The sequence below is a fragment of the Alkalihalophilus marmarensis DSM 21297 genome (assembly GCF_000474275.2).
Taxonomy (GTDB): domain Bacteria; phylum Bacillota; class Bacilli; order Bacillales; family Bacillaceae_D; genus Alkalihalophilus; species Alkalihalophilus marmarensis.
In genome coordinates this window covers 1-14,660 of the sequence record NZ_ATAE01000020.1, presented here as the reverse complement: position 1 = coordinate 14,660, position 14,660 = coordinate 1, and the positions used below count along the sequence as shown (strand labels likewise).

The following is a 14,660-nucleotide window of genomic DNA, read 5'->3' as shown; positions in this document are numbered from 1 at the left end:
TAAGATTTTAATAGAGTAACTCTATTAAGATAGATAAGAACAATTGGGGAGGTTGTATGATGAAAGGTTATATGAAAAAGCTTGTACTTATGTTCGCTGTTTTATTTCTAAGTGCTGTGATCGTAGGCTGTTCTAGTGAGGGTGGATCTGGTGAGGCAAGTGAATCATCAGGAAACGGAGAGCAGGGAAGTAGTTCGGAAGCCGCTGCGTCTAACTATCCAACAGGTCCAATCACCGTTGTCGTTCCTGCCGGTGCTGGCGGCGACACAGATATTAACGCTAGAACATTTGCTAAATATTTGGAGCAAGAACTTGGGCAGCCAGTTGTCATTTCAAATGTGACAGGGGCAGGTGGAACAGTTGGAGCTCGTGAAGTGCTAGATTCTGCTGCAGATGGACAAACAGTCTTGTTCTTCCACAATTCATTACTTCTAAACAAGATCTTGGGGTTGGTTGACTTTAGTTATGATGATTTTAAACTAGCTGGCATCCCGATCTTAGATGAAGGAAATACGTTCATGGTCAACAGTGATTCTCCATTTGAAGACTTACAGGACTTAGTAGATTATGCTCGTGAAAACCCAAATGAAGTGTCGATTGCAACTGAAGTTGGCGGTTTTACTCACTTGCAGCTGTTAGCACTTGAGCAAGACCAAGGCATTGAGCTGAATATTGTTGATGTGGGCGGCGCAGCCGATAAAATAGCTGCCTTGCTTGGAGGGCATATTGATATCGTTCCAACTTCATTAGGATTAGTTCAAGAGTACGTAGAGTCGGGTGATATGAGGACGCTTGGAATTATGGCAGCTGAAAGATCTGACTTAATGCCTGATGTACCTACTTTTGTTGAACAAGGTGTCGATAGCAGTTTCGAGAAGTTTTTCTTCTTCGGCTTCCCATCTGACACACCAGAAGAGGTAGTTGAAATCTTTACAAATGCAGTAGAGACTGTAGCTTCTAATGATGAGTACCGCGCAGAAGCTGAAAAATATTTAGTAGCACCAACTTATATGAGTCCAGAAGAGGCTGCAAGCTATATGCAGGAAACAGAAGCCTATTATGAGGAGCTGTATGCAGAAGAATAAACAGATTAATTATAGCTAGAATTAGGGCAAAAAATTTTGAGGTTATTTGTAAGACAATTAAATCATAAAACAAATAATAGGAGATGAAGAGATGAATTCTAGAAAAAAATTCCCTACAGGTATTCTTGGGTTCCCAACAGCCCCTTTCAATGAAAAAGGCACAATTGACGAGAAGGCCCTTGCAGTAAATATCGATTTTCTAATAAATGAAGGACTCAGCTCTATATTTATTGCTTGCGGTTCTGGTGAATTTCATGCGATCAGTCGAGCAGAATATCAGATGATGGTTGAGGTTGCGATTGAAACGACTGCTGGCAGAGTTCCTGTCTACACAGGTGTTGGCGGCAACATCACCGATGCAATTGAATTAGTTAAGCTGTCTGAGGATCTTGGGGCAGATGGATACTTAATTTTACCTCCATACCTTATTGACGGGGAGCAAGAAGGACTATATCAGTACTACAAAGCCATTGTCAAAGAAAGTGAGCTAGACGCGATTCTTTATAACCGTGACAATGCAATTGTTAATCTTGACACACTCCAACGTTTAGTTGATGAATTCCCTCAAATTGTAGGGTTAAAAGACGGTCTGGGTAATATGGAGTTGAATTTAGAGCTCGTTCAAACAATTGGTGACCGATTGGAATGGTTAAATGGAATGCCGTTTGCTGAGATTACAATGCCTGCTTATGCAAAAATCGGATTTAATTCTTACTCATCAGCGATGTCAAACTACATGCCACATATTTCACGCCTTTTCTTTGACGCACTTAAAGAAGGCAACGAGGATGTCGTCAATGATATTTATGTAAATGTATTACTGCCGATCAATTCAATTAGAAAAGCGAGAAAAGGATATGCTGTTTCATTGATTAAGGCTGGAATGAACATTCAGGGCTTCCCAGTAGAGAATTCAGTAAGACCGCCATGTATTGCTGTAGAAAGCGATCATTACGAAACACTAAGCAAAATTATTAAGAAAGCTTTAGAAAAATATCCTGCAGAACAAAAAGAAATCTCCAATCTATAAATCTATTTAAAAAAGAAGGAGGATTATATTTCATGACAGTTGAAACAAAAAATAAGACGTACTTAAATTTTGTAAATGGTGAATGGGTTGCATCAGTAAGCGGAGAAGTGAAAACGAACCTCAACCCAGCTAATACCGATGATGTTGTGGGTGCGATTCAAATGTCTACAAAAGAAGAACTCAATGATGCAGTAAAGGCCGCTAAACAAGCTCAGAAAGCTTGGAGAAAGCTCTCCGGAAATGAGCGAGGCGCGTACTTATTTAAGGCAGCAGACATTTTAGAAAACAAATTAGATGAAATCGCAGAATGTATGACTCGCGAGATGGGCAAAACCTTACCGGAAGCGAAAGGAGAAACCGCTCGTGGTGTGGCAATTCTCAGATATTATGCCGGGGAAGGTCTGCGCAGCGAAGGGGACGTTATTCCTTCTACAGACCCAAGTGCCCTCATGTTTACAAAAAGAGCTCCATTAGGTGTTGTTGGTGTGATTACACCGTGGAATTTTCCGGTCGCGATCCCATTATGGAAAATGGCCCCAGCCTTAATTTATGGCAATGCAGTCGTCATAAAGCCGGCTCAAGAGGCAGCTGTGACATGTGCAAAAGTAGTGGAATGTTTAGAAGAAGCAGGATTTCCTAAAGGAGTAGTGAACTTAGTTACAGGTTCTGGCTCTGTGATCGGCCAGGCATTAACAGATCATCCGGATGTGGCTGGGATTACGTTTACTGGATCAAATACAGTCGGAAAAGGTATCGGCCAAGGCTGTCTTGCTCGCGGAGCAAAGTACCAGCTTGAGATGGGCGGTAAAAATCCTGTGATCGTAGCAAAAGATGCAGATCTGAATCTAGCTGTTGAAGCAACGATCAGCGGGGCATTCCGTTCAACAGGCCAGAAATGTACCGCAACAAGCAGAGTCATAGTGGAAGCTGACGTGTATGAAAAATTTAAGGAGAAACTGCTCGCAAAAACAGCTGAAATTACAGTAGGTGATGGTCTTAGTGAGAATGTGTGGATGGGCCCTTCTGCAAGTGAAAATCAGTTAAATACGGTACTTCACTACATTGAAAAAGGAAAAGAAGAAGGAGCTGCACTCATTGCTGGTGGGGACAGATTAAAAGGGGAAGTATTTGATAAAGGTTATTTTGTAGAGCCTACCATTTTTGAAAATGTTTCACCTGATATGACGATTGCTCAAGAAGAAATTTTCGGACCTGTCATTGCCCTTATTCAAGTGAATCACTTAGAAGATGCGATTAAAGTGGCAAATGACGTGGAGTTTGGGTTAAGTGCCTCCATCTTTACAACAAATATCCAACAGATGCTTTCCTTTGTGGATGAGATGGAAGCGGGACTTGTCCGTGTGAATTCAGAAAGTGCTGGAGTTGAGCTGCAAGCTCCGTTTGGCGGAATGAAGCAATCAAGCTCGCACTCTCGTGAGCAAGGGCAGGCAGCGAAAGAGTTCTTCACTTCAATTAAAACTGTATTTGTTAAATAAAGGAGCGTGACCACTAGAATTAATCATTCTGGTGGTCGCGCTTGAATCAGTCTATCAATCTATTTATACACTCTATAAAGGTGGGATTAAGATGCATATTGAACAAGTTAAAGAAGAAAAAGCTACATCTACTCCGGTTGTAAGTGAGGTAAAGGTCATTCCTGTAGCAGGTCATGATAGTATGCTATTAAATTTAAGCGGAGCACACAGCCCGTTTTTCACTAGAAACATTGTCATATTAAAAGATAGCGCTGGCAATATTGGGGTGGGCGAAGTTCCTGGAGGAGAAGGCATTCGAAAAACAATTGAAGATGCAGCACCATTAATTGTTGGAAAATCGATAGCCACCTACAATTCCATTTTAAACGTCATTCGGCATCAATTTGCTGATCGTGATTCAGCCGGCCGCGGTCTGCAGACATTTGATTTGCGCATTACCATACATGCGATTACTGCTTTAGAGTCTGCATTTCTAGATTTACTCGGGAAACATTTAGGCGTGCCAGTAGCCGAATTGCTCGGAGAAGGGAAGCAGCGTGATCAAGTTGAAATGCTAGGTTACTTGTTTTATATAGGAGACCGAACGAAAACAGACCTGCCATACTTAAGTAATCTTGACAATAAGGATGAATGGATGCGTGTCTTCGTCACGAAGAAGCGATGACACCAGAGGCTATCGTTCGTTTAGCTGAAGCTGCTCATGAACGCTACGGGTTTAATGATTTTAAACTAAAGGGCGGAGTTTTATCTGGTGAAGAAGAAATGAAAGCAGTGACAGCCCTTGCCGAGCGTTTTCCAAAGGCAAGAATTACACTTGATCCAAACGGTGCCTGGTCTCTAGCTGAAGCGATTGAACTATGTCGTGATAAACATGATGTGCTCGCTTATGCAGAAGATCCATGTGGCGCAGAAAATGGCTATTCCGCCCGTGAGGTTATGGCAGAATTCAGACGGGCAACCGGGTTAAAAACAGCCACAAATATGATTGCTACGGACTGGAGACAGATGGGGCATTCTATTACTTTACAATCAGTCGATATTCCATTAGCCGACCCACATTTTTGGACGATGCAAGGCTCGGTACGTGTCGCTCAAATGTGCCACGATTGGGGCTTAACATGGGGCTCACACTCTAATAATCACTTTGATATTTCCCTTGCCATGTTTACACATGTTGCAGCTGCTGCACCTGGTGAGATCACGGCAATTGATACGCATTGGATTTGGCAAGATGGGCAGTATCTTACGAAAAACCCGTTCCAAATTAAAGATGGGAAAGTCGATGTTCCAAACGCTCCAGGTTTAGGGGTAGAGGTAGATTTTGATCAGATTGAAGAAGCGCATGAGCTTTATAAAAGAGAGGGTCTTGGGGTGCGTGATGATTCAATCGCGATGCAGTATTTGATCCCAGGTTGGAAGTTTGACAATAAACGCCCATGTCTCGTTCGAGAGTAGGAGGATGAGGCTGTGGGCTATAAAGTAGTGATTGCAAAAGGTGTTTCAGACGTCGGCGCTTCATATTTAATGGAAAAAGGGTATTGTTTAGCCTAGATAATGTGATAGTGACTCCTCACAGTGCAGCTCTAACAAAGGATGCCAAAGAAAGAATGGCGCTGCATGCTGCAATGGGGATCGATGAAGTGTTAACAGGTAAGAAGCCGAGCTGGCCAGTCAATCAACCTGCTTTTTGACTAAGATTTTGGAAATGAAAGGAGAGGTTCGGATGGATGTACATACAAAAGTAGATGACATCCCGCTTTATATTAAAGTACATGAGAATGATAACGTTGCGATTATTGTAAACTCAGGCGGCCTCAAACAGGGAACAGCCTTTACCTGTGGGTTAGAGTTGATTGAATTTGTTCCGCAAGGGCATAAAGTGGCTCTTTTTGACATCGAGCAAAATCAACCAATTATACGTTACGGGGAAATTATCGGCTATGCATTATCTTCTATTCCGACCGGAAGCTGGGTAAAGGAGTCATTAATAGACTTGCCTAAACCGCCCGATTTAGATCATTTGACGATAGCTTCGCGAAAAAACGAACCCCTTCCGCCTCTTGACGGTTACACGTTTGAAGGGTATCGAAATACAAATGGAACAGCAGGAATCAAAAATATATTGGGTATTACTACGAGCGTACAATGTGTAACGGGTGTCCTAGATTATGCAGTAGAGAAAATTAAAAAAGACATTCTGCCACAGTACCCAAATGTTCATGATGTTGTGGCCCTAAATCACGCTTATGGCTGCGGGGTAGCGATTGGTGCACCTGAAGCAAAAATACCAATCCGAACCATTCAACATATCGCCGTTCACCCTAATTTTGGTGGAGAAGTGTTAGTTGTAGGATTAGGGTGTGAGAAGCTTGTGCCGGATCAATTAAGCGGGCCATCAAATATTTTATCACTTCAACAGCAGCCGGGATTTGAGGCGATGGTGTCAGAAATTTGCCGTATGGCTGAAGTTAGGTTAGAAAAGCTAAATGAACGACGCAGAGAAACGATTCCTGTGAAAGATTTAGTCGTAGGTTTGCAGTGTGGTGGAAGTGATGCATTCTCAGGTGTAACAGCGAATCCGGCAATTGGATATGCAGCAGATTTACTTGTTCGGGCAGGTGCAACTGTGATGTTTTCTGAAGTGACAGAAGTCAGAGATGCTATTCATCTATTAACAGAAAGGGCAGTAAATGAAGAGGTAGGCCGCTCACTTATTCAAGAGATGAAGTGGTATGATGCCTATTTAGAAAAAGGCGAAGCGGACCGCAGTGCGAATCCATCTCCAGGTAATAAAAAAGGCGGGCTCTCAAATGTTGTGGAAAAATCGTTAGGATCTGTTGTGAAATCAGGCACAAGTCCCATTTCAGGGGTTATCCCGCCTGGAGAAAGAGCAACGGAAAAAGGACTGCTTTTTGCGGCCACTCCAGCAAGTGATTTTGTCTGCGGAACGTTGCAATTGGCTGCAGGTATGCACTTACAGGTGTTTGCAACAGGGAGAGGTACACCATATAACCTCTCAATGGCACCAGTGATTAAAGTGTCCACGCGAAATTCATTAATGGAAGAATGGAAGGACTTAATTGATATAAATGCCGGTACCATTGCAACTGGTGAAGCGACGATTGAAGAAGTAGGATGGGAATTATTTCATTTTATCCTTGATGTTGCAAGCGGCAGAAAACAAACATGGGCTGATCAGTGGGGAATTAGTAATGATCTAACACTATTTAATCCTGCGCCGATCACTTAATTGAACGCCATGTCTTTGTTTATTGGAAAGGGGAAGCTGCTGCGTAGTTATCTCATTCTATCAATGTGTTTTTTATTTCTTATACAATACTTCGCGGGGCTTACATGGTTAGGGTATGTGGTCGTTGTGATAGCTGTTTTAGCATTCATTACAAGTGCCTATTTTTCTCGAGGATTTCCAAGAATAATTGGTTTCATCATGATGGGTACAGGGATTGCGTTGGAATTTAGTAAAGGAGCTGGGTTTCACGGGGTGAGTGAGGGGGTTTTACTCATTTTGCCTCTTCTTTGCTTAGTAACACTCTCTCCTATGCTCTCAATGCCGCTCAAACTGAATGGATATTTCCAATCCGTAGAATCGTTCTTACAAAATCTGCTGCATCACCCGAGAAAACTGTTCTTTGGCATTACAAGTTCGTTATTTATTTTGAGTCCAATCTTAAATTTAGGGTCAATAAGAATAGTCAGTGAGTTTTTAGAGAGTCTAAAACTCCCATCAGAAATGTCAGCTAAAAGCTATTTAATTGGTTTTTCGTCGGCTCTAATGTGGTCTCCCTACTTTGCTTCTGTTTCTCTAATCTTATATTACTTAAATATGCCAGTGGGCCGCTATATTATTTATGGCATGGGGCTCTCTATTCTTTCACTCCTTATTGGCAATCTTTTATTTTATCTATGGAGTAGAAACCATACCGTTTCCGCAGAGGGATTTCCAGTGGTGCAATTAGATAAAACACATAAATGGCAGCTGCTGAAACTGATCTTATTTGTAATGATCCTTATGAGTTCGTCCTTAGCAATAGAGTATGTGACAAAGTGGTCGATGGTCATAATCGTGAGCATGATTTCTGTGATCCTTCCGCTAATGTGGGGAGTATTAACGAAAAGCTGGAGGAAACTCACTCCACTAATAAAGGGGTACCGTGATCAATCGGTCCCGATGTTAAACAATGAAATCATGCTGTTTATGAGTGCCGGCGTATTAGCTCACGCTCTTCAAGGAACCACTTTCGCAAATAAGATTAGTGAGCTGCTAATCGCAATAGCTGAACAATCATTTTTATTATTTGCGATGGCTATCATGGCTCTTGTCCTGCTTGTCACTTATATCGGCATTCATCAAATTGCCGTCATTGCTGCTCTTGCCATGCAGCTCAATGCAGATGAGTTAGGAATCAGCACGCTGTCACTGGCTATGCTTTTGTTGCTTACTTGGTCCATATCAGCTGCTCTAAGTCCTTTTTCAGGATTGAATTTAATGGTCAGCCGGTTAGTCGGCATGACAGGAGTACAGACAGGGCTGCGAACGAATGGTGTTCACCTGCTTGTACTGGCTATTTTAGGAATTAGTTTTGTGATGATGGTGAAATAAAGGTCTTTTATATGAGGTCTTGTTTAGGTGCTTTTCCCGGCAAATGTATCTTTTCACACCGTTTATGCGTGGATTGAGGTGCGAATTGCTCGGGTTCCACAGCTTATTGCGCCGGTTCCAGACGCTATTGCGTCAGTTCCAGACGCTATTGCGTCAGTTCCAGACGCTATTGCGTCAGTTCCAGACGCTATTGCGTCAGTCTGCTGTTATTGCGCCAATTGAGAGGATAATAGCGTCGGTGTCAGTCGCAATTGTATCTAGTCAAATAATAATTGCGTCAGTCTCAAGACACGCAGCACTCTAACTCACATCTCTTTACCACCTAAACCATATAATGGTAGAATCTTGGCATAGTGTGATAGATAATAAATAAGAGGTGAGGCAGGAGTGAGCGAATACTCGATCCAAGAATTTATTCAAAAGACGATGAACAAAGAGAAGCAATATGATACGTTTGGATTGGAAACGGACCGCATATTAAGAGTGGAGCTTGATGATTTAATATGGTCTAAAATGGGTTCAATGATTGCCTATGAAGGAGACATTCGCTTTGAGCGCGAAGGAATGCTTGAGCACGGGGCAAACCGGATGTTTAAAAAAGCCTTTACTAATGAAGGCAACGAGCTGATGAAAGCGAAAGGAAAAGGCATCCTTTATTTATCGGATCAGGGAAAAAAGATTACGATTTTAGATTTGCTTGGAGATAAAATCACTGTCAATGGAGACGATGTGTTAGCATTTGAGCCTTCGGTTGACTGGGATATTCATATGATGCGCAAGGTAGCAGGAATGATGAGCGGAGGGTTATTTAATATAGGTTTAGAGGGGCGAGGGAAAGTAGCGATTACAACCCACTACGAGCCGCTGACCTTACTAGTTGAACCTGGAAAGCCTGTATTTACAGACCCTAGTGCAACTGTCGCCTGGTCAGGTCATCTCGAACCGAAATTTAAGACCGATATGAACTATCGGACATTTTTAGGCAGAGGAAGCGGCGAGTCCATTCAAATGGCGTTTGAAGGAAATGGCTTTGTCATTGTTCAGCCATATTTTGAAGGGGCTAAATAAAAGAATTTTAGCGAGTCACCAAGTATTTTATCTCATTAATAGATATGGGTTGTTACAGCGACGCTGTCCAAAAAAGGGCGGCGTCTTATTTTAATTGTTCGAAAAAATTTAGGAAAGCGGTTTCGAAAAAAGTATTGCATACTAGAAAAAGAGAGTATATAATAACTTTACGAAAGGGCTTTCTTAAACAATTTTACATAAACGAGATCTCACACTGCTAGCAGGCAGGCGAAGATCCAAGATTACTTTTACGTTTTGTAGAATGTAGCAATTTATTTTTTTTTGCCAACTACGAAAGCGCTTTTACTAGACAGAATATTCAAAACGATATGGAGGGAGTTATCATACATGACTATTATCCAATTTCCTAAAGATATGAAATGGGGAGTCGCTACAGCATCCTATCAAATAGAGGGTGCCGCAAATGAAGGCGGCAGAGGAACATCGATTTGGGATACATTTTCAAAAACTCCAGGCAAAGTAGTAAACGGAGATAACGGAGATGTCGCTTGCGGCAGCTATCACAAGTATGAAGAAGACATTGAGATCATGGACGACCTTGGGGTTGATTTCTACCGTTTCTCAGTGGCCTGGCCTAGAATTTTTCCAGAGGGCACTGGAGAAGTAAACCAAGAGGGCTTAGATTATTATCATAACTTAGTAGACCGTCTGCTTGAGAAAGGTATCGAGCCGATGTGTACCCTTTATCACTGGGATCTTCCGCAAGCACTTCAAGATAAAGGCGGCTGGGATAACCGTGAAACGATTGAAGCCTTCTTGCAGTATGCAGAGTTAATGTTCAAAGAATTCGAAGGGAAAATTAAGCATTGGATTACGTTTAATGAACCTTGGTGTGTGTCATTCTTATCCAATTACGTAGGTGCTCATGCTCCTGGTAATAATGATTTGCAGCTAGCAATGAATGTGGCGCATCACCTGCTTGTGGCACACGGCAAAACAGTTATTCGCTTTAGAGAACTTGGTATAAAAGGACAGATTGGTTACGCTCCGAATGTTGAATGGAATGAGCCATACAGCAATAAACAAGAAGATATTGATGCATGTAAGCGAGTGAATGGCTATTTTATGGATTGGTTCTTTGACCCGGTATTCAAAGGAACGTACCCAGATTTCATGGTGAAATGGTTTGAAGAAAAGGGTGCGGTACTGCAAATTGAAGAAGGTGACATGGAGATCATCTCACAGCCGATCGATTTTCTAGGAATTAATTATTACTCTGGCGGGGTCGGACGTTACAAAGAAAATGAAGGGTTATTCGACCACGAAAAAGTCGATGCAGGCTACTTAAAAACAGATATTGGCTGGAACATCTACCCTGAAGGTTTCTATAAAGTGTTAACACATATTAATGAGAATTACGGAAATGTTCCGATCTATATCACGGAAAATGGTGCTTGCATTAATGATGGTGTGGAAAACGGTGAAGTGAAAGATGATCGCCGCACAGATTATTTGAAGCAGCATTTAGTAGCTTTGCAGCGCAGCATCGAATCTGGTGTGAACATTAAAGGATATCTTACTTGGTCTCTATTAGATAACTTTGAATGGGCAGAAGGCTATACAATGCGCTTTGGAATCGTTCACGTGAATTACAGAACGCTCGAACGTACGAAAAAAGACAGCTTTTACTGGTACAAACAAACGGTTGCGAATAATTTCTTTGAAGTGTAAATGATATATTTTTTTGAAATCAACTAAAGCGCTTTAGTAGCTATTCGAGCTTAATATTGTAGCCTTTTCCTTTATTACTTTTTACTTCATTAAGGGGGGTGAGGGGTAGAGAATTGTTGTAAAGTAAATAACATCACTGTTTCAGACAGAAAATAACTGGTATAAGGGGGAGCAATAAAAATGAAAAAATTCTTGAGATTAACAGCAACAACTGTATTAGCTCTATCCGTTCTAGCTGCTTGTGGAGGAAATGAAAACACGAACGGCGACGGCGGTGACACTGATAACGCAGGAGATGACACAACGTCAGAAACAATTGGCGATGGAGACATTGAGTTAGTTTTTTGGGAGTTCGGTAATACAGGCTACGATAAATTAATTGAAGAATATGTAGAAGAAACTCCAAATGTAACAATTAACCTACAAAACAGTGATATGAATGATTTACATGATAACTTATTTACATCGATCTCTGCTGGGACGGGCGCTCCTGACATTACAATGATCGAAGAAGCTCAAATCGAGAGATACCGTAATGCTGAACATGCGTTTACAAACCTATACGATCTTGGAGCAGAAGAAGTGTCTGAGAACTACCTTGATTGGGTTTGGCAAAATGGTGAAAATGCAGACGGCGACTTCCTGTTCGGACTGCCAACAGACATAGGACCAACTGTTATGTTCTACCGCACAGATGTCTTTGAAGAAGCTGGCTTTGATTCTTCACCAGAAGCTGTATCTGATTTAGTTGCAACGTGGGACGACTTTGAAAATGTAGCCAAAGAAATTCAAGAGAAAACAGGAAAGCAAATGGTTGATGGAGCGGAGCTTGTATACAATGCAAGGCGTGACCAAGCAACAGAGCAATACTTCAACACAGACGATGAGCTAATCGTTGAAGAGCATAACCAAATCAGCGATGCTTATAACTATGTAGCTAGTTTACTTGACCAAGATTTAATTGGAAATATTCCGCTGTGGACGCCTGAATGGTTCGCTGGAATGGATGAAGGAAGCTATGCAACAATGTTAGCTCCTGCTTGGATGCAAGGGGTTATTAAAGACAACAGCCCTGAAGAAGGCGTATGGTCTCTAACGACAATGCCTGAAGGTGCAGGAAACTGGGGCGGTTCTTACTTAACAGTTCCAGCTGAGAGTGAGCATCCGGAAGAAGCGTATAAATTCATTGAGTGGCTTACTGCTCCAGAACAGCAGCTAAAAGCATTCTTAGATTACGGTTTATTCCCATCAGCACCAGCAGTATATGAAATGCCTGAATTCTTAGAGTATGAAGATTCGTATTTCGGTGGTGCGCCAGTTGCTCAAATCTTCTCTGAAGCTGCAGAAGCAGTTGTACCTGTATACAAAGGCAGAAACTACTACCCAGTTGACGGCGAAGTGAAAGAAGCGATTGATAACGTAGCAGCAGGCAGCGATCCACAAGAAGAGTGGGAAGCAGCGCTAGTACGTATGGAGCGTATTCTTGACAGACAATAAGTAAGTGATTGGGGATGCCTGACTACACAGGCATTCCCTCTCACACACAATGAAATTGACAGTTATCTTTGCTTGTTGGACTAATATTACATCGTTTCGAGGCTGGCTTCTACACCTATAAATGAACATTCAAGTGACCATAGGGAATATAAGCCACTCTCGAAAACCAGCAAGCCATTCTAACAGCAGTCAAAATTATTTTGCAGGGAGGTACATACGATTGGAGACATCTAAAAAAGCCAAATGGCTGACAGAAAAACGACGTACCGCTTTATCAGCCTACTTATTTATTTCTCCTTTTTTCATTCTATTTGCTATCTTTGGGCTATTCCCAATGATATTCAGCTTCTATTTATCCTTCTTTAGGTGGGATGGATTAAATCCAATGACATTCAATGGATTTAAAAACTTTGAATTTATCTTTAATGATCCAGTGTTTTATTCTTCTATTAAAAACACGTTCATTATAGGGATCATGGGGACATTACCGCAGATTATCATTGCTATTTTAATAGCATTTGCCTTAAATTCTACTTTGATCCGTTTTCGTAACACCTTCAGAACGATGATTTTCCTGCCGTATATTACATCAATTGTAGCAGTAGCCATCATCTTCGGTGTTGTATTCAATAATCAACCGTTTGGATTTGCAAACTATATTTTAAGCTTCTTTGATGTAGGGCCTATTCGCTGGGATGCTGAATACTGGCCTGTAAAGATTGCCATTGCAACGATGGTATTCTGGAGATGGGTTGGTTATAACACGATTATTTTCTTAGCAGGGATGCAAAGTATTCCCAAAGAATTATATGAAGCAGCAAAAATGGACGGGGCTACATTGAGCCAGCAAATTCGTCTCATTACTCTTCCTATGCTTAAGCCGATTACGATGTTTGTTGTGTTCACAGCAACGATCGGAAGCTTTCAATTATTCACAGAACCATTAATTTTCTTAGGACGTAATTTACGTGAAGAAGGGATTACCATGGTTGCGTACTTATGGAGAGATGCGTTTGTTTACAACTCATTTGGAACCGCATCAGCTGCAGCAATCGTTTTATTCTTGATCATTATTACGTTAACTGCAATTAACCTATGGATTACAAACAGAATTGGCCGATCAAAAAAGATTAGTTAGGAGGGATTGGCATGGCAGCTAAAAAAGAAGTTGGAGAAGGGAAATTTTCACTAAATAAGGTTCTGGTTTATCTGTTCTTAATCACTGGATCTTTAGTTTCCCTGTTTCCCTTTTATTATATGTTCGTTATGGCAACACGATTAAACCGAGAAATCAATTCTGTACCGCCGCCATTTACACCAGGTACACATTTAGTTGAAAACTTTCAAAAAGTAACGAGTAATATTGATTTCTTCGGTGCGATGTGGAATTCATTCTTTGTTTCCACGACCATTACCATTGGGACATTATTCTTATGTTCCCTGGCTGGGTATACCTTTGCTAAATTAGAATTCAAAGGGAAAAACGTACTATTTGTAATGATTCTTGTTACGATGATGGTCCCGCCGCAGCTTGGGTTGATTCCACAATATTATATTATTACAACATTAGGCTGGTTAAATGACTTTAAAGCATTGATCATTCCTGGTTTAATAAATGCATTCGGTATTTTCTGGATGAGGCAGTATATTAAAGAAAGTGTACCGTTTGAAATGATTGAAGCAGCAAAAATTGATGGCTGCTCGAACTTCCAAATTTACTGGAATATTGTAGTGCCGATGACGCTTCCGGCGTTTGCAACATTAGGAATTATCGTATTCATGCATGTCTGGAACGACTTCTTATGGCCGCTCGTTGTTCTTCGCGACCCATCGATGCACACCTTGCAAGTAGCGCTTCGTGCATTAAATGATTCCAGACAGATGGATTATGGTATGATAATGTCTGGAACATTCTGGGCAACAGTACCACTATTAGTTGTCTTCCTGTTATTTAACAAATTATTTATTCAAAGTTTATCAGAAGGAGCAGTAAAGAGCTGATCACCATCAGCTCTTTGCGGTGTCTATTTAAGATAGTTTTAGTAAAAGTCCCGTAAAACATGGGCTATAGCATAGTCGCCACACCTGAATTATGCTTCGCTTTCCGCGGTGAGCTGCTGAGCTTCCTCGGGCTTTGGCCCTGCGGGATCTCAGCCCTGCTCTAGGCACCG

General features: G+C 41.5%; 12 protein-coding genes and 1 pseudogene. 12 read left to right on the top strand and 1 reads right to left on the bottom strand.

Translation table 11 applies throughout. From position 1 onward, the window contains the following. The first annotated feature begins 56 nt into the window (after window positions 1–56). From A33I_RS06950 to A33I_RS06925, 7 genes and pseudogenes are all read left to right on the top strand, one after another. Window positions 57–1,085 carry a tripartite tricarboxylate transporter substrate binding protein gene (locus A33I_RS06950; RefSeq protein WP_235806174.1) on the top strand — a complete coding sequence of 343 codons (1,029 nt, stop codon included), beginning with the start codon at window positions 57–59 and terminating at the stop codon, window positions 1,083–1,085. A gap of 91 nt (window positions 1,086–1,176) precedes the next feature. Beyond that, window positions 1,177–2,115: a 5-dehydro-4-deoxyglucarate dehydratase gene (gene kdgD / locus A33I_RS06945; protein ID WP_022627768.1), complete on the top strand. Its 939-nt coding sequence runs from the start codon at window positions 1,177–1,179 to the stop codon at window positions 2,113–2,115. A 32-nt stretch (window positions 2,116–2,147) separates the two neighbouring features. Beyond that, window positions 2,148–3,611 carry an alpha-ketoglutaric semialdehyde dehydrogenase GucD gene (gucD, locus tag A33I_RS06940; RefSeq protein ID WP_022627767.1) on the top strand — a complete coding sequence of 488 codons (1,464 nt, stop codon included), beginning with the start codon at window positions 2,148–2,150 and terminating at the stop codon, window positions 3,609–3,611. A gap of 91 nt (window positions 3,612–3,702) precedes the next feature. Then, window positions 3,703–5,066: pseudogene (gudD, locus tag A33I_RS06935) on the top strand (glucarate dehydratase). Between the two features lie 83 nt (window positions 5,067–5,149). Further along, window positions 5,150–5,302 carry a hypothetical protein gene (locus A33I_RS20810; RefSeq protein ID WP_161808676.1) on the top strand — a complete coding sequence of 51 codons (153 nt, stop codon included), beginning with the start codon at window positions 5,150–5,152 and terminating at the stop codon, window positions 5,300–5,302. A gap of 32 nt (window positions 5,303–5,334) precedes the next feature. Next, window positions 5,335–6,861 carry a galactarate dehydratase gene (gene garD / locus A33I_RS06930; protein ID WP_022627766.1) on the top strand — a complete coding sequence of 509 codons (1,527 nt, stop codon included), beginning with the start codon at window positions 5,335–5,337 and terminating at the stop codon, window positions 6,859–6,861. Window positions 6,862–6,987: 126 nt separating this feature from the next. Then, window positions 6,988–8,232 carry a hypothetical protein gene (locus A33I_RS06925; RefSeq protein ID WP_152976451.1) on the top strand — a complete coding sequence of 415 codons (1,245 nt, stop codon included), beginning with the start codon at window positions 6,988–6,990 and terminating at the stop codon, window positions 8,230–8,232. A 62-nt stretch (window positions 8,233–8,294) separates the two neighbouring features. Here A33I_RS06925 and A33I_RS21505 read toward each other — a convergent pair whose 3' ends face one another. Continuing rightward, the gene (locus A33I_RS21505; RefSeq protein ID WP_152976454.1) at window positions 8,295–8,423 is read right to left on the bottom strand and encodes a hypothetical protein; all 129 of its coding nucleotides are present in this window, start codon (window positions 8,421–8,423) and stop codon (window positions 8,295–8,297) included. Window positions 8,424–8,619: 196 nt separating this feature from the next. Between A33I_RS21505 and A33I_RS06920 the strand changes: the two genes are divergently transcribed. The 5 genes from A33I_RS06920 to A33I_RS06900 all read left to right on the top strand — a co-directional run bounded on the left by A33I_RS06920 (window position 8,620) and on the right by A33I_RS06900 (window position 14,490). Then, window positions 8,620–9,300: an AIM24 family protein gene (locus tag A33I_RS06920; RefSeq protein WP_022627764.1), complete on the top strand. Its 681-nt coding sequence runs from the start codon at window positions 8,620–8,622 to the stop codon at window positions 9,298–9,300. 348 nt (window positions 9,301–9,648) lie between these two features. Then, window positions 9,649–10,992: a GH1 family beta-glucosidase gene (locus A33I_RS06915; protein WP_022627763.1), complete on the top strand. Its 1,344-nt coding sequence runs from the start codon at window positions 9,649–9,651 to the stop codon at window positions 10,990–10,992. 180 nt (window positions 10,993–11,172) lie between these two features. Then, window positions 11,173–12,489, top strand: coding sequence for an ABC transporter substrate-binding protein (locus A33I_RS06910; protein WP_022627762.1), 1,317 nt, complete (start codon window positions 11,173–11,175; stop codon window positions 12,487–12,489). A 220-nt stretch (window positions 12,490–12,709) separates the two neighbouring features. Then, complete coding sequence (locus A33I_RS06905; protein WP_022627761.1) at window positions 12,710–13,627, top strand: carbohydrate ABC transporter permease; 918 nt, start codon at window positions 12,710–12,712, stop codon at window positions 13,625–13,627. Between the two features lie 11 nt (window positions 13,628–13,638). Next, a complete protein-coding gene (locus A33I_RS06900; protein ID WP_022627760.1) occupies window positions 13,639–14,490 on the top strand; it encodes a carbohydrate ABC transporter permease in 852 nt (283 codons plus the stop codon). The last annotated feature ends 170 nt before the right edge of the window (window positions 14,491–14,660 follow it).

Bases quoted from the DNA above. Each gene is read 5' to 3' on its own strand.
- A33I_RS06950 (WP_235806174.1), top strand. From the start codon at position 57: ATGATGAAAGGTTATATGAAAAAGCTTGTACTTATGTTCGCTGTTTTA.
- kdgD (WP_022627768.1), top strand. From the start codon at position 1,177: ATGAATTCTAGAAAAAAATTCCCTACAGGTATTCTTGGGTTCCCAACA.
- gucD (WP_022627767.1), top strand. From the start codon at position 2,148: ATGACAGTTGAAACAAAAAATAAGACGTACTTAAATTTTGTAAATGGT.
- garD (WP_022627766.1), top strand. From the start codon at position 5,335: ATGGATGTACATACAAAAGTAGATGACATCCCGCTTTATATTAAAGTA.
- A33I_RS06915 (WP_022627763.1), top strand. From the start codon at position 9,649: ATGACTATTATCCAATTTCCTAAAGATATGAAATGGGGAGTCGCTACA.
- A33I_RS06910 (WP_022627762.1), top strand. From the start codon at position 11,173: ATGAAAAAATTCTTGAGATTAACAGCAACAACTGTATTAGCTCTATCC.
- A33I_RS06900 (WP_022627760.1), top strand. From the start codon at position 13,639: ATGGCAGCTAAAAAAGAAGTTGGAGAAGGGAAATTTTCACTAAATAAG.